The organism is Kaistia soli DSM 19436, assembly GCF_900129325.1.
Lineage (GTDB): Bacteria > Pseudomonadota > Alphaproteobacteria > Rhizobiales > Kaistiaceae > Kaistia > Kaistia soli.
The window spans coordinates 101,932-120,373 of sequence record NZ_FQUP01000005.1 but is presented as its reverse complement, the minus strand read 5'-3'; the positions used below and the strand labels follow the sequence as shown (position 1 = coordinate 120,373).

16 protein-coding genes are annotated in these 18,442 nt (G+C 65.9%); 8 read left to right on the top strand and 8 right to left on the bottom strand.

What is annotated here, in order from left to right; genetic code table 11:
• Positions 1 to 3: 3 nt before the first annotated feature.
• The 3 genes from BUB39_RS20130 to BUB39_RS20120 form a co-directional block, all read right to left on the bottom strand.
• Positions 4 to 1,335, bottom strand: a complete 1,332-nt coding sequence (locus tag BUB39_RS20130; protein ID WP_342169481.1) for an amino acid ABC transporter permease — start codon at positions 1,333 to 1,335, stop codon at positions 4 to 6.
• Between the two features lie 16 nt (positions 1,336 to 1,351).
• Positions 1,352 to 2,569, bottom strand: coding sequence for an amino acid ABC transporter permease (locus tag BUB39_RS20125; RefSeq protein ID WP_073057343.1), 1,218 nt, complete (start codon positions 2,567 to 2,569; stop codon positions 1,352 to 1,354).
• Between the two features lie 136 nt (positions 2,570 to 2,705).
• Positions 2,706 to 3,725 (bottom strand): amino acid ABC transporter substrate-binding protein, encoded by a 1,020-nt coding sequence (locus tag BUB39_RS20120; RefSeq protein ID WP_073057341.1) that lies wholly within the window; start codon positions 3,723 to 3,725, stop codon positions 2,706 to 2,708.
• Between the two features lie 315 nt (positions 3,726 to 4,040).
• Between BUB39_RS20120 and metC the strand changes: the two genes are divergently transcribed.
• Positions 4,041 to 5,219, top strand: coding sequence for a cystathionine beta-lyase (gene metC, locus BUB39_RS20115; protein WP_073057338.1), 1,179 nt, complete (start codon positions 4,041 to 4,043; stop codon positions 5,217 to 5,219).
• A gap of 6 nt (positions 5,220 to 5,225) precedes the next feature.
• Here the strand turns inward: metC and BUB39_RS20110 are convergent, their stop codons facing one another.
• Genes BUB39_RS20110 through BUB39_RS20095 form a run of 4 tightly spaced genes read right to left on the bottom strand, consistent with a single transcriptional unit; the run spans position 5,226 to position 8,952 of the window.
• Entirely contained in the window at positions 5,226 to 5,552 is a 327-nt protein-coding gene (locus BUB39_RS20110; RefSeq protein WP_073057335.1) for a lipid-A-disaccharide synthase N-terminal domain-containing protein, read from the bottom strand.
• Positions 5,545 to 6,321: a glycosyltransferase family 2 protein gene (locus tag BUB39_RS20105; protein ID WP_073057332.1), complete on the bottom strand. Its 777-nt coding sequence runs from the start codon at positions 6,319 to 6,321 to the stop codon at positions 5,545 to 5,547. The genes BUB39_RS20110 and BUB39_RS20105 overlap by 8 nt, the downstream gene beginning before the upstream one ends.
• A complete protein-coding gene (locus BUB39_RS20100) occupies positions 6,284 to 7,234 on the bottom strand; it encodes a phosphatase PAP2 family protein (protein ID WP_073057329.1) in 951 nt (316 codons plus the stop codon). The genes BUB39_RS20105 and BUB39_RS20100 overlap by 38 nt, the downstream gene beginning before the upstream one ends.
• The gene (locus tag BUB39_RS20095) at positions 7,231 to 8,952 is read right to left on the bottom strand and encodes an ArnT family glycosyltransferase (RefSeq protein WP_084527740.1); all 1,722 of its coding nucleotides are present in this window, start codon (positions 8,950 to 8,952) and stop codon (positions 7,231 to 7,233) included. The genes BUB39_RS20100 and BUB39_RS20095 overlap by 4 nt, the downstream gene beginning before the upstream one ends.
• A gap of 165 nt (positions 8,953 to 9,117) precedes the next feature.
• On the opposite strand from BUB39_RS20095, the gene BUB39_RS20090 reads away from it, so the two are divergent.
• From BUB39_RS20090 to BUB39_RS20060, 7 genes are read left to right on the top strand one after another with little or no spacing between them, the layout of a single operon-like run.
• Positions 9,118 to 11,814: a DUF2339 domain-containing protein gene (locus BUB39_RS20090; protein ID WP_084527738.1), complete on the top strand. Its 2,697-nt coding sequence runs from the start codon at positions 9,118 to 9,120 to the stop codon at positions 11,812 to 11,814.
• A 55-nt stretch (positions 11,815 to 11,869) separates the two neighbouring features.
• Positions 11,870 to 12,154: a hypothetical protein gene (locus BUB39_RS20085; RefSeq protein ID WP_210187117.1), complete on the top strand. Its 285-nt coding sequence runs from the start codon at positions 11,870 to 11,872 to the stop codon at positions 12,152 to 12,154.
• 47 nt (positions 12,155 to 12,201) lie between these two features.
• Positions 12,202 to 13,281 carry a lipopolysaccharide heptosyltransferase II gene (waaF, locus tag BUB39_RS20080; protein WP_073057326.1) on the top strand — a complete coding sequence of 360 codons (1,080 nt, stop codon included), beginning with the start codon at positions 12,202 to 12,204 and terminating at the stop codon, positions 13,279 to 13,281.
• 22 nt (positions 13,282 to 13,303) lie between these two features.
• Entirely contained in the window at positions 13,304 to 14,311 is a 1,008-nt protein-coding gene (rfaD, locus tag BUB39_RS20075; protein ID WP_073057323.1) for an ADP-glyceromanno-heptose 6-epimerase, read from the top strand.
• Positions 14,308 to 14,847 carry a D-glycero-alpha-D-manno-heptose-1,7-bisphosphate 7-phosphatase gene (locus BUB39_RS20070; protein ID WP_073057320.1) on the top strand — a complete coding sequence of 180 codons (540 nt, stop codon included), beginning with the start codon at positions 14,308 to 14,310 and terminating at the stop codon, positions 14,845 to 14,847. Before rfaD ends, BUB39_RS20070 begins: the two co-directional genes overlap by 4 nt.
• Positions 14,844 to 16,283, top strand: coding sequence for a D-glycero-beta-D-manno-heptose-7-phosphate kinase (gene rfaE1 / locus BUB39_RS20065; protein WP_073057317.1), 1,440 nt, complete (start codon positions 14,844 to 14,846; stop codon positions 16,281 to 16,283). The genes BUB39_RS20070 and rfaE1 overlap by 4 nt, the downstream gene beginning before the upstream one ends.
• A complete protein-coding gene (locus BUB39_RS20060) occupies positions 16,280 to 17,419 on the top strand; it encodes an AGE family epimerase/isomerase (RefSeq protein ID WP_073057314.1) in 1,140 nt (379 codons plus the stop codon). The genes rfaE1 and BUB39_RS20060 overlap by 4 nt, the downstream gene beginning before the upstream one ends.
• Here BUB39_RS20060 and waaC read toward each other — a convergent pair.
• Positions 17,402 to 18,436, bottom strand: coding sequence for a lipopolysaccharide heptosyltransferase I (waaC, locus tag BUB39_RS20055; protein WP_073057310.1), 1,035 nt, complete (start codon positions 18,434 to 18,436; stop codon positions 17,402 to 17,404). The genes BUB39_RS20060 and waaC overlap by 18 nt on opposite strands.
• Between the last annotated feature and the right edge of the window lie 6 nt (positions 18,437 to 18,442).

Below are 18,442 nucleotides of genomic sequence, written 5' to 3'. Positions count from 1 at the left end.
AATCTATCCACGGCGGCTTCTATCGAGCCGCCTTTCGGTAAACGCCGCATAGCGTGACATGGAGAAGCAGAACGCCCAGAACACCATGGCGGCGAAAATATATCCGGTGATGCCGGTAACTGGCGATGCCCATTTGGCATCATTGGCCGAGGCCTGAATCTGCCCCAGCAGATCGAACAGGCCGATGATCGCGACAAGGGTCGTATCCTTGAACAGCGAGATGAACGAGCCGACGATCCCGGGAATGACCACGCGCAGCGCCTGCGGCAGGATGATGAGGCGCATTCGCTGCGGATAGCTGAGCCCGATGGCCATGGCGCCTTCATACTGGCCGCGCGAAATCGACTGCAGGCCGCCACGGATCACCTCGGCCATGTAAGCGGCCTGGAAGAGTGCGACGCCGATCAGCGCCCGCAACAGTTTGTCGAAGGTCACGCCCTCGGGCAGGAAAAGCGGCAGCATCACCGACGCCATGAATAGAACCGTGATCAGCGGCACGCCGCGGCACACCTCGATGAAGGTGACCGAGGCGATCCGCACCACCGGCATCTTCGAGCGCCGGCCGAGCGCCAGGATGACCCCGAGCGGCAGGGACGCCACCATGCCGGTCACGGCGACGACCAGCGTCACAAGCAAGCCGCCCCAATTGGCTGTCTCGACAGGTACCAGCCCGAAATCGGCGCCGACGACCATGAAAACCACGGCGAGCGCGCCGAGAACGATACCGATCGCACTGCCCGACTGCGAGGCCCGCAGGCCGAGCAGCCGCGCCCCCAGCCCCACCAAAAGGATGATGACGAAGGATACGAGCGCGAATTCGAGGGCGAAGCGAACGGGACCCGGACCGACGATGTCGTCGGGGAGGAAGCGCCCGCGAAGGCCGATATGGCCGCCAGTCAGGAGGACGAACGAGGCGAGCGGATAGACGGTGAGCAGGAACAGCGCATTGAGCCGCTTGAACGGCGCGCGCGGGATCAGCATCGGCACCAGCGCGACCGCGAGCATCAAGAACACGATATCGACGCGCCAGCGCTGATCGATCGGATAGCGGCCATAGATGAACTGCGGCAGATAGGCCTTCACATAGGCCCAGCACGCACCGCTCGCCTGCGCACACGCGGCGCGGTCATCGCCAGTCCAGACCGCATCGATCAGGGTGAAACGGATGACGGGAATCAGGCACCAGACGATGAACAGCGCTGCAACAATCGACAGCACGCTATTGATCGGACTGGAGAACAGATTCTTCCGCGCCCAGCCGATAGGGCCGATCATGCTCGGCGGTGCCTTCTGCGGCCCCACCATTTCGCTGCGAACATAAGCAGTCGACGCCATCGTGCTCATCGGCGCCTCACCGCTCGACCAGCGCAACGCGCCGGTTCCAAATATTCATCACAAACGAGGTCAGGAGACTGAGGCCGAGATAGAAGATCATCCAGATGGTGACCATCTCCACGGCCTGGCCCGTCTGGTTCAACACCGTGCCGCCGACCGACACGAGGTCTGGATAGGCGACCGCGACCGCGAGCGATGAGTTCTTGGTGAGGTTCAGATATTGGTTGGTCAGCGGCGGAATGATCACCCGCATTGCCTGTGGGATCACGACATAGCGCAGCGTCTGCCCGTTCCGCAGGCCCAGCGAATGCGCCGCTTCGGACTGGCCGTGCCCGACGGCGCTGATGCCGGCACGCACCGTCTCCGCGATATAGGCGGCGGTATAGAGCGAAAGCGCGAGCAGCAGGCCGAAGAATTCGGGAATGACCGTCATGCCTGAACCGGCCTGGAAGCCGCGCCTCAGGATCGGCCCCTGGTCGTTGAAGACAGGTACGTCGAACGAGATCGGCCGGCCCAGCGCGAAATAGGCGATCAGCGGCAGGCCGATGATCAACGCAACGCCAATCCAACCGGCTGGAGGCGCCTGGCCGGTTGCCTCCTGCCTTTTGCGGCCCCAGCGTGCAACGAGCACGGCGGCGACGACGCCGATGATGAGCGCCAGGCCAACGGTGCCGGCGCCATCGGCAAAAACCGGACGCGGGACGTGCAGGCCGCCGATATTGATGTGGAAGATGCCGAGAAAGGTCCATTTCTCGCGCATGCCCGGCACGGCACGCAGCACCGCGAAATACCAGAAGAAGAGTTGGAGAAGCAGCGGGATATTGCGCAGGATTTCGATATAGGCAGTCGCGATCCGGGCGATCAGCCAGTTTGGCGAGAGCCTCGCTACGCCGATGATGAAGCCGAGGATCGTCGCGATCACGATGCCGAGGCCCGCGACGAGCAAGGTGTTGAGAAGGCCGACGAGCAGCGCGCGGCCATAAGAGCTTGCCTCGGTATAGTAGACCAGCTTCTGGACGATGCCGAAGCCTGCCGTTCGATCGAGAAAGCCAAAGCCGGCGGCGATATTGGCCTTCTGCAGATTGCGCGCCGTGTTGTCGGCGATGTCCCAGGCGAACCAGACAAGCGCCGCGACAAACGCGATCTGGAATACAAGACCGCGCACGGACGGATTGTTGATGATCGCGGCGGCGCGACCTCCAAAGGACCGAGCCCCGATATCCCCTGCTGCCATATCCCCTCGTCATCCGGCTTCGCGCCGGTCAGATGCGCGGTTGGCCTGCGTCACGCTCGCCGGATCTTGTTGCCCGGTCGGCTCTGAGGCAGTCGCCGCGGACGGTCTTCCGTCCGCGGCCGTTTGCGAGCGAAGGCTAGCGGATCGGCGGGGCGTACTGGATGCCGCCCTTCGACCAGAGATTGTTCAGCCCGCGGGCGATGCCGAGCTTCGTCGAGGGGCCGACATTGGCGTCGAAAATCTCGCCATAATTGCCGACGCCCTTGATGACGTTGTAGGCCCAGTCATTGGTCAGGCCGATGCCGGTTCCAAAATCGCCCTCGACGCCGACGAAGCGCTTGATCTCCGGATTATCGGCGGTCTTCTTCTCGTCGATATTCGCCTTGGTGAGACCGAGTTCCTCGGCATTGATGAGCGCGAACAGCGTCCACTTCACGACCGTGAACCACTTGTCGTCGCCCTGGCGGACGGCCGGCCCGAGCGGCTCCTTGGAGATGATTTCCGGCAGGATCATGTGATCGTCGGGATTGGTGAGCTTCAGGCGCTCGGCATAGAGGCCAGACGCGTCCGTCGTGTAGGCGTCGCAGCGGCCGGCCTCATAGGCCTGCAGCACTTCCTCGTTCTTCTCGAAGGCGACGACCTCGTAGGGCATGTTGTGCGAGCGGAAATAGTCGGCGAGGTTCAGCTCGGTCGTCGTGCCTGTCTGCGTGCAGACCTTCGCGCCCGAGAGCTCCAGCGCCGACGAGACGCCGAGCGACTTGCGAACCATGAAGCCCTGGCCGTCATAATAGGAGACGCCGACGAACATCAGGCCGAGCGATGAATCGCGCGACATGGTCCAGGTCGTGTTGCGCGACAGCAGGTCCACTTCGCCGGACTGCAGGGCGGTGAACCGCTCCTTGGCGTTCAGCGGGCTGAACTTGACCTTGGTCGGATCGCCGAAGATCGCTGAGGCGACGGCGCGGCAGAACGAAACGTCGATGCCGCTCCACTCGCCTTTCTCGTCGGCGACACCGAAGCCGATCAGGCTCGGATTGACGCCGCACTGCACGAAACCCTTGGCCTTGACGTCTTCCAGTGTGCCGGCGCTGGCGGCCGAAACGCCAGCCGTGGCCAGCGCGGCGCCGGCGACGATCGATGCGATCAGTTTCTTCATTTTCTGCAGCCCTCTGTCATTTTTCGGGTCGTCCGATGCCGCTTGATCGGCTCGTCCTGCCGGTTGGCTTTCAATTTCCGCCGATACGGACAAAGCCTCTCAAACCCGGCGCCTCTGTTGTCGCCGCGCGGACAGCCGCGCGATCGCCGAACCATTGCGGCACGCCCCCGGAACGTTTCCGACGACGTTTGACCGGGCCATCTCAGGCGATTATGGCAGGCAGGTCAAGGGGCGAGCACCACGCCAAGTGGCAAATGCGCACATTGATGCGGCATGATGATTTTAGCGCCAGCTGTGCGCATGAAGGAGAGCAGAATGGCGAGTGGGAAGGAAGACGGTCGCGAAAAGCGCCCGCTGACGCAGCTTGCGCAGGGTGGACGCAGCCGCTCGATCACCGGCGCCTTCGTCAACCCGCCGGTCGTGCACGCCTCCACCGTCCTGTTTCCCGATGTCGAGACCATGCGTCCGGGCGGGCAGCCCTATACCTACGGCCGCACCGGGACACCGACCATCGAAGCGCTCGAAACGGCCATGACCGAGCTTGAGGGCGCAGCCGGAACCGTGCTCTGCCCGTCCGGCCTTTCCGCGATCTCGATCGCGCTTCTCTCGGTGCTGGCCAGCGGCGATCACTTGCTGATGGCCGACAACGTCTATGATCCGGCGCGCACCTTCGCCGAAAAGGTGCTGGCGCGGTTCGGCGTCGAGACGACGTTCTTCGATCCAGAGATCGGCGGCGGCATTGCAGCGCTGATGCGCGATACGACACGCGCCGTCTATGTGGAGAGCCCGGGCTCCCTCACCTTCGAGCTGACCGATATCCCAGCCATGGCGGGCGCGGCGCATGACAACGGCGCGCTCCTGATCGCAGACAACACCTGGGCGACGCCCTACTATTGCAAGCCGCTGGCGCTCGGCGCCGACATCAGTCTTCTCGCCGCGACGAAATATATCGGGGGCCATTCAGACCTGATGCTGGGAACGGTCTCGGCCGCACAATCGGCCTTCGCTCGGCTGCGCGAGACCTATGTGACGCTCGGGCTCTGCGTCGGACCGGATGATATCTATCTCGGGCTGCGCGGCCTGCGCACGCTCGGCATTCGCCTCGACCATCACATGCGATCCGGCCTCGCCGTTGCCCAATATCTCGAGACTCGCGCCGAGGTCGCGCACGTCCTCCATCCAGGCCTCGCCGGACATCCGGCCCACGCGCTCTGGCAGCGCGACATGGCCGGTGCGTCGGGGCTGTTCGGCGTCGTCATGGACGGTTGGAGCCAGGACAAGACGACGGCCTTCCTGGAGGCACTCAGGATTTTCGGCCTCGGCTATTCCTGGGGTGGCTTCGAAAGCCTCGCCATTCCCGCCCGCCTCCGCCGCTCCGCGACGGACTGGCAAGCGGCCGGTCCCCTCATCCGCCTGCATGTCGGCCTCGAGGATACTGCCGATCTCATCGCCGATCTCGACGCGGCCTTCCAGCAGGTCGACAATCTCGCCTGACGGCGATCAGCCGGCAGCCGTCTCGCGCTTTTCGCGGCGGATGAACCAGACGTTGCGGAAATAGATGAAAAGGCCGCCGGCCTGTCCAGCGATGAACACCGGATCCTTGCGGTAGATCGCATAGACCAGCAGCAGGGCGCCGCCGAGGATCGAGAATGTCCAGAACGCGGCCGGCACGACGCTGCGCCTTGCGCGCTCGCTGGCGACCCACTGCACGACGAAGCGCATCGTGAACAGGATCTGCGCGGCAAAGCCAAGCACCACCCACCAGTCGAGCTGCTGCACGAACACGGCATGCAGCCAGCCACCAAGCGCATTGAACACATCAACCATCGAGCGAAATCTCCGTGGGGCTCGGCACGCGCTTGCGCCGCCGCCGCAGCCACCAGACACCGAAAAGATCGAGCGCGCCGGCAACGCCGCGATCGAGAATGCCGTATTTGGAAGCACCGTGCCGCCGGTTGCGGTCGACAACGTCGATATGAGTGACGGCGTAGCCCTCGCGGATCGCCAAAGCCGGCAAATAGCGATGCCATCCGTCAAAATACGGTAGTAAAAGGAACACCTCGCGCCGGATAGCTTTCAGGCCGCAGCCTGAATCCCGCGTCCCGTCCTTCAGGATCGCGCCGCGCAGCCAGTTGGCGAAGCGCGAGGCAATCCGTTTGGCGCCGGAATCGGTACGCTTCAGCCGCTGGCCCGCCGCGATCGCCGTCCGCGGGCCGCCAGCTTCGAGCGCGTCGATCAGCTTGGGCATGAAGGCTGGATCGTTCTGACCATCCCCATCGATCGTGACGACGATCGGCGCCCGCGCGGCGAGCAGCCCGGTTCTGACGGCCGCACTCTGCCCGCAGGACGCCGTGTGGCGCACCAGCCTCAGCCAGGTGCGATCGCGCATCAGCGCCGTGACAACGGCAGGCGTATCGTCGTCCGAGCCATCATCAATAACGATGATCTCGAAAGTCCGCGCGCCGAGCGCAACCCGAATTTCCTCAATGAGTTCAGGCAGATTCTCGGCTTCGTTCTTGCCGGGAATGAGAACCGAAACGGCCGGCAGCCGCTCGGGCTTATTCGACGCGCCCGATGCGGGGGAAGGTTCTGCCATACGAGCCGTCTCCGATCGATGCCAGCGCCGGGATGAAAACGGGACGCCCGACCAGCGCATCGACAAGGCTGGCCAGCACGATCACGATCCGCGCAGGACTTCGACAGACCCGCCGGATCGCCCCGGAGCGCGCCCTTATAGTGCCGGTCGCGCCGCGATGAAAGGCCCAGCCATAACGGGCAAAGACAGCCGAGAGCCACATCGTGAAGGCAAATCCCACGACGAGACCGGCCGCGACGTCCGATGGATAGTGCGCCGCCACGGCGACGCGGCTGGCGCCGATCGCGAGGCCGAAAAGCAGGAGGCCGATGCGCCAGCGCGTGAAGACCAGGAAGCCGAGCGCGATCAGGGCGCCGCCCGTCGCCGAATGGCCGGACGGGAAGCTCTGGAACTCATAGGCGAAATGAAGGGGCTGAAACGAAAAGGGCCCGAACATGTCGAATGTCGGTGGCCGGCCACGGCCGATCGGCTGCTTAACGATGTTCACAAGGAGGCCGATACCGCCAATCGAGGCAAAAACAAACGCCGAGAGCGCGCCAACTTCGGCCCAAAAGACGCGGGCGAATCGCGGTGCCGCCGACCAACTGCAGCCAAGCAGCAGGAGCACCAGAATGCCCGCCGGATAGAGTTCCCATTGCGACTTGCCGGCGTCCGAGATGATCCTGAACACATCGACGACGACGCCGGGAAGCTCGCGAGCCCGGAAGATCGAGATCCGATCGAAGGCAACGCCGATCACCAGCACGGTTACGGCTGCCGCCAGCGCGATCGCCGCCCATTCACCGAGGCGAAGCCGCGGCGGCTCGACATGGCTGCGCAGTGTGACGCGCATCGCCCTGCCCCGGATCGAAATGACATTGTCGACGAAGCGTTGCTTCAGAGCCGCGAGCCGGCCGTGGCGATCAAGCTTCAAGGCTTCGCCTCCGGCAAGGTGAACACATGCATTTCGAGACGGCGGCCGCCATTGATGTTGTAGCCCTCGATCACGGCCCGCTCCTGCGGCGCGAGACCGAGATCATCGGCGCGGCCGTTGAACATCGACAGTTGCCGCCGCTCGACGAAAGCGACGCGGCAGGGTCCCTCGGAAAGGAACGTGGCAGCCCGCTCACCGTCGATAAGCTGGATCGCGGTTCCTGCGACGAAGACGAGGCTCGGCTCCTCGAACCCGGCGCTGGCCAGCGCCGGTGTCGGACAGGACGCAGCGGCGTGGCCGGCAGCGACCAGTCTTTCGCTAAGCCGCGTCTGCTGCAGCCCGGGCAGGACGACGCCGAATGCGCCCCAATAGGCAACGATCGCGGCAAGACCCGCGACGACGGCGCTCGCTATGGTCGAGCGGGTGAACAGCTTAGCGGAGACAAGACCGACACCCGCCGCAGCGATGAGGATCAGCGTGCCGAGAACCGGCATCTGGTCCCCGAGCAGCAGGGCAATGGCGATGCCCGCCACGCCCAGCGCGACCGGCAGAAGCGCCGGTGCGAGCGCGAGGAAGCGCATGAACCAATGCGTGCTCGCCTTGTTGATCACGCCGCGGTCGATCGCATCGGCCGTCACCATCGCGATCAGCGGAAACAGCGGCAGAATGTAGTGCGGCAGCTTGGTCGGCACCGCCTCGACGATGATCCAGTAAGGGCTGACGGCGCTAGCGGCATAGAGGATCGAAGGCTGGCGCAGCCGGTCGAGGATCGATGAGAGGCCAGCGAGGAAATAGGCGGCGAGCGGCCAGAAGGTGAAGACGAAGATGAGCGCATAGGCGCCGGGCGGCGCGCCATGCGATTCCTGGACGCTGACGACCTTCTGGAACAAGTCCTTGCCGAGCGCTTCCTGATAAAAGGCACCGCGACTGGCAAGGCCGATGCCGATAAACCAGGGCGCGACAACAAGCGCCATCCAGATCAGGCCCGGCAAAGGCGCGAGGCGGCGCAGCCAGCCGAATGAGCCGCTCACCAGCGACAGCACAATCACCGGGCAGGCAATGGCACCAACGCCGACAGGCCCCTTGAGCAGGATCGACGCACCGAGCGCCGTCCAGAAAATCGCGGCAAGTTTCAGCGAACGCTTGTTGTCGACCGAGAGATAGGCCCGGGCGAGCGCACCATGCGCCGCCGTAATCGTCAGGAGCAGCATCATGTCGGTCTTGGCGAGACGCGCCTCGACACCGACGAGAATGGTGGTTGCCACCAGCATGCCGGCCAGAAGCGCCGCGCGCGGCCGACCGAAGGCGATCGCCAGCCACCAGGTGAGCATGGCAGCGGCAATCGCACCGAGGAAGGATGGCAGGCGATAGATGTAGATCGGCGCGTCAGGGCCGGTGCCGGTCAGCCAAACGGCGGCGGATTGCAGCCAATAAATGCCGATCGGCTTCTTGTAGCGCGCCTCGTCCTGGAAACGGATGTCGAGATAATTGCCGGTCTCGATCATCTGGTGCGTCGCCTGCGCGAAGCGCGGCTCGTCGCGATCGATCGGTGGCAGTGTCGTAAGGCCGGGAATGAAGGCGAGAAAGGCGACGATGGCAATGGCCAGAAGGCTCGCCACCGTGGATGTCGCGATCCGGTCGACCAGCGCTTCGATCGCGCGGGAGAGCCGCGCAATACCGGAGCCATCGGACTGTACGGGCGTTTCCGTGCTGCTCACGCGACCTCGCCGTTTCCTCTGCCTGCCCAGCCCGTCATCAATCTTCGCCCGCTGCGGGATACAGGGAACGAGGCGGCGCGGCAACTGGGGCCTCGCCGCCTTCCGCCAGGCCAAGCTGGGATCAAGGACACAGCAGCGCCTTACTGGACATGCTATCGACGGCGCATGGACGGTCTCATCGCCTTTGGTATCCTTCTCGTCATTGCACTGCCGATCATCACGGTGGTGTCCTTCTTCATGCTGATCGGCACCCGCCGCCGCCTTGCGGTGGTTGAAAAACGACTGATCGCGATCGAGCAAGGCGGCACTGAACGGCCGCCACAGCCCGATATCGCGATGGCGGCGCGAATCGAGACGATTGCCCCATCCGTCTCCCCGCCCGACGAGTCTTCAGCCCACGCGGCAGAAGACGTGCCGGCGGAACCAGCCCCGTCGCAACCGTCCGCTCCACGACGCGCGCCACGCGAAAGCCTTGAGCAGAAGCTCGGCGCGCGCTGGGCGGTCTGGGTCGGCGGCTTGGCGCTGGCGCTCGGCGCAATCTTCCTCGTCCGCTATTCGATCGATGCTGGCCTGATCGGTCCCGGCATCCGCGTCGCCTTTGGCGCAGCGTTCTCCCTCGCTTTGCTTGGAGCTGGAGAATGGCTGCGCCGATCGCCGCGGGTCACGGCGTTCTCGGCGATTCCGGCTGCCAACATCCCGGGCATCCTGACGGCGGCCGGCACCGTCGGCCTGTTCGCAACGGTCTACGCGGCCTACGCACTCTATGCGCTGATCGGTCCGGCAAGCGCCTTCATCCTCTTCGCGGCCATCGGTCTCGGGACGATGGCCGCGGCGGCCCTGCACGGCCCCTGGCTTTCAGGCCTTGGCCTCGTCGGTGCCTATGCAACGCCGCTGCTGGTGGCGTCTCGCGATCCCAATCTGGCGATTCTCGCGCTCTATCTGATCTTCGTCACGGCATCCGCCTTCGGTCTCGCGCGCATCCGCGGCTGGCGCTGGCTGGCCATTGCGGCCAGCGTCGGCGCGCTCGGCTGGGGCCTTCTCATGCTCGCGGGCGCCACCGGCGACGCATTTGTCGATGCCGCCTACGCGCTGGCTTTCCTGGGGCTGGCCCTTGTCTTCCTCGTCGTCGACGTCCATCGCGACGACGAGGCGGCAGAAAAACCCGATTGGCTCGCCAGCCTCGTCTTGGCCGGCGCAGCCGCTCTGCTGGTTGCCGGCAACGCTGCCCACGCCTATCCGACCACGAGCGTCATTGCGGCGCTGTTCGGCGGCGCGATGATGCTCGCCGCTGCCTGGCGCTATGACGCCTTGGCGCTGGCCAGCGGTGTCGCCGCCGCGCTGGTCGTCACGCTGCTGTTCTTCTGGCCGGCCGCCAGCCAGGCCGCCGCAGAGCCCACCACCTATGTGGTTGATTCCATCGCCGCCTATTTCCCGTTGCCCGGCACGATCACCTTCTTTGCGAATATCGCGGCAATCGGCGCGGCCGGGTTGATCGTGACGGCGCTGGCACGGTCGAGGCGACGTCCCGAAGCCGGCGCGTTCGCGACGGCGGCGCTGATCTGCGCCGCGACCGCAGGCCCCCTGCTCATCATCGCGATGACCTATCTGCGGATTTCCGGCTTCACCGCGAATCCGGTTCTCGCCGCCATGGCGCTGGCGCTCGCAGCGCTCTACGGCGTTCTCGCCGCCCGCGCCTCGTCGGCCGAGCGGCCCGATAATGCCACCGACATGATCGCGACCGGACTTTTCGCGGCCGGCACTGTCGGCGCAATCGCCTTCGCGCTGACGATGGCGCTCGACGGCGGGATCCTCACCACCGCCTTTGCGCTGACCAGCCTCGGTTGTGCCTGGGTGGAGACGAAAAGGCCCATCGCCGCGCTGCGCTATGCCGTGCTGGTCATGGCCGTCGCCGTATTCGGGCGCATCGTCTGGGATCCCTATGTCTTTGACATCCGCGCAGGATCGGCCGTCTATGCCTCGATTCTCGCGGGCTACGGCATTCCAACGCTCGCCTTTGGTGGCGCGGCGGTCCTGCTGCGGCGACGCGTGACCGATCGTGCGGCCCTCGCGGCCGAGGCGATCGCTCTGGCGATGCTCGCGCTGCTGGTCGTGTTCGAAATCCACGCCATCACATTCGGCGGCAATCTCCTCGCGGACGAAACGCGCCTCGGGGAGCAAGGTCTCAACACCGCCGCAGCCTTCGCCTTCGCCCTCGGCCTGACCCGCCTCGGACGGCGAGACTCGAACCCTGTCACCGCGGCCGGAGCCGTCATCGCGCGCATCATCGGCCTCCTCAACGCCGTCATCGCACTCGGCTTCCTGCTTAACCCGCTGGTAACTGGCGATCCCGTCGCCGGCTCCGCGCTTTTGAACGAGATTGTCCTCGCCTACTGGCTGCCGGCGCTGTTGGCTGGGCTGCTCGCCATGCAGCCGCTTCCGGCGGGTTCCGGTGCCGTCCGGCGCTGGCTGAGGCTTGCGACAGGCCTGGTCGCCCTTGGGCTTGCCTTCGGCGGCGTTTCGCTCGAAATCCGCTTCCTTTATGCGACCAGCCCGGACCTGACGGCCGGCATCATCAGCTCCGCCGAATCCTACACCTATTCGGCGGTGTGGCTGGTGCTCGGCCTGCTGCTGCTCCTCGGCGGGCTGCTGTTCGACGTGAAGGCGGCGCGCCTCGCCTCGGCGGTCGTGATCCTGATCGCGGTGCTGAAGGTCTTCTTGCTCGACATGGGCAACCTCGAAGGCATCTGGCGGGCCCTTTCCTTCATGGGCCTCGGCTTGGTGCTGATCGGCATCGGCCTGCTCTATCAGAGGCTGCTTTTCGGCGGGCAGCGGAGGACGCCACCGCCTGTATCGGACGGCTGATCGGAACCCTGGGTGCGGGCGAGGCGTTCATCTTCCAGCAAAGGGAGAAACGCCGATGTCCGATCCAGTTCAGCCGACCACGCCCGAGCCCATGCCACCCGGCCAGCCGATGCCGCCGATGCACGACCCCATCCCGACGCAGCAGCCGCCTGTGCAGCCGCCGGATATCCCGGGCAACCTGCCAAGGGAACTGCCCCAGCAGGAGCCGCAGGAACTGCCGCCGACCAATCCGAAGGGCGGGCGCACGCCTTATCCGGTCAACGATCCGCCGATCGAGGACCAACCAGGGAGCGAGCCGGACTATGTTCCGCCGCTGCAGCCCGAGCCGCCGGTGATGTAAGTCTTGACGGGGCCGTCCGGCGCGGCCATGAGAAGGCCGAGCCGGATATGCCAGATCGTGACGAAACCTCGCCCATCCTGATTGTCGGCCCCGCTTGGGTCGGCGACATGGTCATGGCTGCAAGTCTTGTCGAGGCTGTCCGCCGACGCTGGCCGGGCCGGGCAGTCGACATGCTGGCGCCCCCCTCCTCGCTCCCCATCGCGACGCTTATTGATGGCGTAGAGCGGACGCTGCCTTTGGCGCTCGGTCACGGCGAGCTCGGCCTTGCCGATCGCTGGAAAATTGGCCGGGGGCTGAGGGACCGCGGCTATGGCACAGCGATCATTCTGCCACGAGCCTTCAAGGCCGCCATCGCGCCCTTCGCAGCCGGCATTCCGGAGCGGATTGGCTACGCCGCCGAGGGCCGCTCACTGCTTCTCACCGACGCGCGGCCGGATCGCGAGCGCAAGACGGCGCGGACCATCGATCGGTTCGTCGCCCTCGCGGGACCGCGGGGGCTGCCATCTGTTTCGCCGAGACCTGTGCTCCGGATGCCGCGCCGGCCGGCGCGCGAGCTCGAAACCCGTCTTGGCATCGACCTTTCCGTGCCTTCAATCGCCTTCTGTCCGGGTGCCGAATACGGCCCTTCCAAGCGTTGGCCGGCCGAGAAGTTCGCGGGCCTTGCCCGCATCGCGCATCAGGACGGCTATCGCGTCCGCCTATTCGGCGGCCCCAAGGATCAGCCGATCACCGCCGAAATTGCTGCGAAATCCGGCGTCCCGCTCGACGACCTCGCCGGCCGCACCAGCCTTGTCGAGGCGGCATCGCTGCTATCGATCGCCGACGTCGTCGTTTCAAACGATACCGGCCTCATGCATGTCGCTGGCGCGCTCGATAGGCCGCTCGTCGTGCTCTACGGGTCGAGCTCCGAGAAGCTGACGCCACCCACCGCGCCGAATTCCGAAGCGCTTTCGCTCGAACTGTCCTGCCGACCGTGCTTCGAACGCACCTGCCCGCTAGGCACGCTCGCCTGCCTCGAAGGCATCGAACCTGCCGCGGTCTTTGCCGCCGTGCGGCGCGTCGCGGCCGCTGCCCTTTCCATGCCGGGCCCTGTTGCGCTATCCACGCGGCGGCCGGCTGTCGAGTGACCCCGGCGCCGGGGACGGAAAAATGGCGATTGCAGCAAGACACGGCCGCGACACGATCCTCGTGACAGGCGGGGCGGGGTTCATCGGCTCCAACATCGCGCGCGCACTGGCCGCTGACGGCTGGCGCATCGTCGTCGCCGACTGGTTCGGCACCGGTGGCAAGTGGAAGAACCTCGCCGACGTTCTGCTCGACGATGTTCTGACGCCCGATGCCACGCTCGACTGGCTGGAGGCCCATCACGGCCGCGTCGAAGCGATCGTCCATATGGGCGCCATCTCGGCGACGACCGAGCCCGATGTCGACCTTATCGTCGCCCGCAACATCCGCACGACACTCGATCTCTGGTCGGCAGCGGCGCGCCATGCCGTTCGCCTGATCTACGCCTCGTCCGCCGCAACCTATGGTGACGGTTCTTCCGGCTTCGTCGACGACAATTCCGCCGCCCATCTTGCCACGCTACGGCCGCTCAACGCCTATGGCTGGTCGAAGCTCGCCGTCGATCGCCGCTTCGTCTCAGATGTCGTAGGAGGACGGCCAACACCGCCGCAATGGGCCGGCCTGCGCTTCTTCAACGTCTATGGGCCCAACGAGGCACACAAGGACGACATGCGCTCGGTGATCCACAAGATCTACCCGCTCGCAGCCGCCGGCGAGACCGTGACCCTCTTTCGCTCGCATGATCCGAACTATGAGGACGGCGGCCAGCTCCGCGACTTCATCCATGTCGATGACTGCGTCGCCGTCATGCGCTGGCTGATCGCCGAACCATCGGTGAACGGCATCTTCAATGTCGGCACCGGCAAGGCGCGCTCCTTTGCCGATCTCGCCCGCGCCGTCTTCGCGGCGCTCGGGCAGGAGCCACGCATCAGCTATGTCGACATGCCCGAGCGTATCCAGAAGGCGTACCAGTACTTCACCGAGGCGGACATGGGTCGGCTACGCGCTGCCGGCTACCAGGGCCAGTTCACGACGCTGGAGGACGGCATCACGCGCTATGTCGCCGTGCTAAGATCCGCCGAAGCCCGATGACCGGACGAAAAGCCGCCTTTCTCGATCGCGACGGCGTGATCAATGTCGATCACGGCTATGTCGTCGATCCCGCCTCGCTTGACTTTATCGAGGGCGCAGCGGCGGCCATCCGGCGGCTCAACGAGGCTGGCTATCTCGTGGTCGTGGTCACCAACCAGTCCGGCGTCGCACGCGGCTATTTCACCGAGGCCGATGTCGAGCGGTTCCATGATCACCTGCGCGAACGGCTTGCGGCTGCCGGCGCGCATATCGACGCGATCTATACGGCGCCGCATCACCCGGACGGGGTCATTGCGGCCTACCGGGGCGATCATCCCGACCGCAAGCCGCGTCCCGGCATGGTCCTTCGCGCCTTTGCGGATCTCGGCATCGCACGCTCAGGCTCCTTCCTTGTGGGCGATAAGCCGAGCGACGTAGCAGCGGCTGAGGCGGCGGGCATTCCTGGCCATCTCTTCGCCGGCGGTGACCTTGACGTCTTCATGACCGGCGTGCTCGCTGCGGCGGCAGAGGATCCGGCATCAAAGGGGGATCGATGAGCGAGACGAACAAGCCGGCCCGGATCGCCGTCATCGGCGACGTGATGGTCGATCGCTACATCACGGGCTCCGTCAATCGCATCTCGCCCGAGGCGCCGGTCCCCGTGCTGCTGCACGCTGCCGAGCGGGTCGTGGCCGGCGGCGCGGCCAATGTCGCGGCGAATGCCGCGGCGCTTGGCGTGAGCGTTGCGCTGGTCGGGCTGGTCGGCGATGACGCCGCAGCCGAATCGCTGCGCGGCGTTCTCGGCGACCACAGCGCGATCGATCTCTCGGGCCTCGTCATCGACGCCGATCGACCCACGGTCACGAAGACGCGCGTCATGAGCGGGCGGCAGCAGATCGTGCGTATCGATGCGGAAGTCAGCGCGGCGCCGGGCGCCCATGTCATCGAGGAATTGATCGCGCGCGGCAAGGCCGCCATTCGCGGCGCGGCGGTCGCGGTGCTGTCCGATTATGCCAAGGGCGTTCTCTCGGACGCCGTGATCGCAGCACTGATCGCCGAGGCGAATGCGCATGACGTGCCGGTAATCGTCGATCCCAAGCGCCGCACATTCGAAGTCTATCGCGGAGCGGCGCTGGTCACGCCCAACCGCAAGGAGCTGTTCGAGGCGACGGGCCTGCCCGACGATACGGACGCCGATGCTGCTGCAGCCGCCGAGGCTGCCGCCAACCAGTTCGGCGGCGACGTTCTCGTCACCCGCGCCGAGAAGGGCATGACGCTCTGGCGCCGTGACGGCACGATCAAGCATGTGCCAGCACATGCTCGCGAGGTCTTCGACGTCTCGGGCGCCGGCGATACGGCATTGGCGGCTCTCGCGGTTTCGCTTGCCGAGGGGCGCTCCGTCGACATGGCGATGGAAATCGCCAACGCCGCCGCAGCCATCGCAGTCTCGAAGCTCGGCACGGCAGTCGTCACCCGCGTCGAGCTCGACGCCGCGCTGCATCGCGCGGCGGCCGACGCCGTGCATCCCGGGGCACTGGTGGACCGCGAGGCCGCAGCCGCCATCGCCGCCGGCTGGCGCGCGCGCGGCGAGACCGTCGTGTTCACCAATGGGGTGTTCGATCTCGTGCATCCCGGCCATATCGGCCTCATCGAGGCCGCGGCGCGCGAGGGCGACCGGCTGATCGTCGGCCTCAATTCCGATGCCTCCGTAAAGCGCCTCAAGGGCGAGAGCCGTCCGCTGCAGGACGAGAACGCGCGTGCGCGGGTGATCGGCGCGCTGCGCGATGTCGATCTGGTCGTGCTTTTCCCCGAGGATACGCCCCTTCAACTGATCGAGGCGGTGCAACCGGATATCCTGGTCAAAGGCGCGGACTACAAGCCATCCGAAGTCGTCGGTGCGGATTTCGTAGTCGCGCGCGGCGGCAGGCTGGTACTGGCCGATATTCTGGCGGGCCGCTCGACCAGCGCGCTGGTCGCCGCGGCACGCACATGAAGACTTTGGTGTCGGCCCGGCGCTGGGCGATCGAGCGTGCTCTACCGCTCTGGTCGACGACTGGTTTCGACGGCCGTCTGGGTCTTTTCCACGAGCGGCTGGACCTCGAGCGCCGCCCCCTCGCCGCCTGTCCGCGCCGTGTGATGGTGCAGGCGCGGCAGATCGCCAGCTTTGCCCGCGCCAGCCTCCTCGGCTGGCATCGAGCGGGGGCGGAGGCGGATGCGCTCGAGACCGTCATCCGCCTCTATCACCAGCGTGACGGTGCGCCCGGCTGGATCTTTTCGCTCAATCCCGATGGCAGCCCGGCCTCCACGGTGCGAGATCTCTACGCGCACGCATTCATTCTCTACGCGATCGCCTGGGGCTATCGCGCCGCAGGTTCGCCGCATCTGATCGCGCTCGCCGACGAGACGCTTGCCGACATGGACCGGATCTTCGCCGCCCCACATGGCGGCTTCCGCGATGCCGTGCCAGCCGCCGACGATATCCGTCGCCAGAATCCGCACATGCATCTGCTTGAGGCGCTGCTCGCGCTGCATGAGGCCACCGGAGCCGAGCGCTACATGGCGCGCGCGGAACATCTGATCGCCCTTGCCACCGACCGTTTCATCGCAGCGGATGGCGGCGCGCTGATCGAGGATTTCGGCCATGACTGGCAGCCGCTGGAAGCGTCCGGCGACAACCGTGTCGAGCCGGGCCATCTTTTCGAATGGGCCTGGCTGCTCGGCGAATATGAGCGGCTCGGCGGCACAGTCGACAGCGGCATGCGCGACCGGCTCATTGCTTTCGCAACCCGCACCGGGCTTGATCCGGCGACCGGGCGGATCGTCGACGCGGTCAACGAGCGCGGCACGATCCTCGCCGCCTCGACCCGCTCCTGGCCGCATGCCGAGGCCGTCAAGGCCTTCGCCGCGGCGGCGCTCGGCGGCGCGGCCGACGCTGAGCGATCGGCGGATCGAGTGCTCGGAACGCTCATGCAGACCTTCGCGCCGGATGTGCTCGAAGGCGGCTGGATCGATCGCTTCGATGCCTCCGGCGAGCCGATGGTCGACCACATGCCGGCGAGTACGCTCTACCATATCTCGGGGGCGATTATCGAAGCCGATAGAGCTTTCGGATCAAAGTCTTCCGACTAGATTCGGATTCAATTTCTGAAGCGCCCGCCATACGGCCTCCGGCGCATGATCGGCAAGACAAGGCGGCCCCTCGCCGAAATCCGGCCGGATCGCACAGCTTGACTTCTCACAGGGAACGCAGGGCAGCCGGCCGATGAATTCGTGAGCCCGCGCACCCACAAGGCCGGTCAGGCCGGGATTGGTCGGGCCGTAGAGGCCGACGGTCGGCAGGTCGAAGGCCGCAGCGAGATGACCGAGGCCCGTATCGACCGTCACCACCCCTTCCGCACCGGCAATGACGGGAATGACCGCCTCTAGACGTCCAGGTGGCAGGCGGCGAGCGGCAGGAATGCCATCCGCGATCGCATCGACCCGCGCCCGCTCCTTGTCACCATGGGCGAAAAGGAGCACGTCGAGCCCCGCCTCGCCCGCCTGGATGGCCAGCGAGCGCCATCCCTCGACTGTCCAAGTCTTGGTCGGCCAGGTCGTCCCGTGGATCAGCACGATATAGGGCCGGCTCGCCGAGCGGGCCGCCACCCCGCCCCGGTCGAGCCCCGGGTCCACAGGCGTCTGCGGCATCGGATAGCCAAGCACGGCCGCAAACAGGCGACGGATGCGCGTCGCCATATGCTCGACTTCGGGAAGAGCATGGCCAACATCATAAGTGAGCGCTGCCGTCCCCTCGCGGGCGGTATCGCGGCTGAAGCCATGGCGTCGGCCGCCGCGGGCGAGCCGCCCGACGATCGCGCTTTTCCAAAGTCCCTGCGCGTCGATGATGAGATCATAGCGCGTGGCACGCAGCTGGTGCATGGCAAGACGAAGATCGCCGAAGGCGGCGCGTGGCGTCTTCTTCATCCTCCGGATTGGCAGCTGAATGACCCGGTTGACGGCGGGGTGAAGCCGCGCCAGCGGCGCGAAGGCTTCATCCACCACCCAGTCGATCTCGAGTCCCGGCATCGCCGAGGCGGCGTCGGTCAGCGCCGGAAAACTATGGACGACATCGCCGAGCGAGGAGAGCTTCACGAGGAGCACGCGCATGCAAGA

What these genes read in the sequence shown, in the direction of transcription:
- BUB39_RS20105 (WP_073057332.1), bottom strand. Translation starts at nt 6,321, where the DNA reads ATGGCAGAACCTTCCCCCGCATCGGGCGCGTCGAATAAGCCCGAGCGG.
- BUB39_RS20120 (WP_073057341.1), bottom strand. Translation starts at nt 3,725, where the DNA reads ATGAAGAAACTGATCGCATCGATCGTCGCCGGCGCCGCGCTGGCCACG.
- BUB39_RS20070 (WP_073057320.1), top strand. Translation starts at nt 14,308, where the DNA reads ATGACCGGACGAAAAGCCGCCTTTCTCGATCGCGACGGCGTGATCAAT.
- BUB39_RS20125 (WP_073057343.1), bottom strand. Translation starts at nt 2,569, where the DNA reads ATGGCAGCAGGGGATATCGGGGCTCGGTCCTTTGGAGGTCGCGCCGCC.
- waaC (WP_073057310.1), bottom strand. Translation starts at nt 18,436, where the DNA reads ATGCGCGTGCTCCTCGTGAAGCTCTCCTCGCTCGGCGATGTCGTCCAT.
- metC (WP_073057338.1), top strand. Translation starts at nt 4,041, where the DNA reads ATGGCGAGTGGGAAGGAAGACGGTCGCGAAAAGCGCCCGCTGACGCAG.
- BUB39_RS20110 (WP_073057335.1), bottom strand. Translation starts at nt 5,552, where the DNA reads ATGGTTGATGTGTTCAATGCGCTTGGTGGCTGGCTGCATGCCGTGTTC.
- rfaD (WP_073057323.1), top strand. Translation starts at nt 13,304, where the DNA reads ATGGCGATTGCAGCAAGACACGGCCGCGACACGATCCTCGTGACAGGC.
- BUB39_RS20090 (WP_084527738.1), top strand. Translation starts at nt 9,118, where the DNA reads ATGGACGGTCTCATCGCCTTTGGTATCCTTCTCGTCATTGCACTGCCG.
- waaF (WP_073057326.1), top strand. Translation starts at nt 12,202, where the DNA reads ATGCCAGATCGTGACGAAACCTCGCCCATCCTGATTGTCGGCCCCGCT.
- rfaE1 (WP_073057317.1), top strand. Translation starts at nt 14,844, where the DNA reads ATGAGCGAGACGAACAAGCCGGCCCGGATCGCCGTCATCGGCGACGTG.
- BUB39_RS20060 (WP_073057314.1), top strand. Translation starts at nt 16,280, where the DNA reads ATGAAGACTTTGGTGTCGGCCCGGCGCTGGGCGATCGAGCGTGCTCTA.
- BUB39_RS20085 (WP_210187117.1), top strand. Translation starts at nt 11,870, where the DNA reads ATGTCCGATCCAGTTCAGCCGACCACGCCCGAGCCCATGCCACCCGGC.
- BUB39_RS20130 (WP_342169481.1), bottom strand. Translation starts at nt 1,335, where the DNA reads ATGGCGTCGACTGCTTATGTTCGCAGCGAAATGGTGGGGCCGCAGAAG.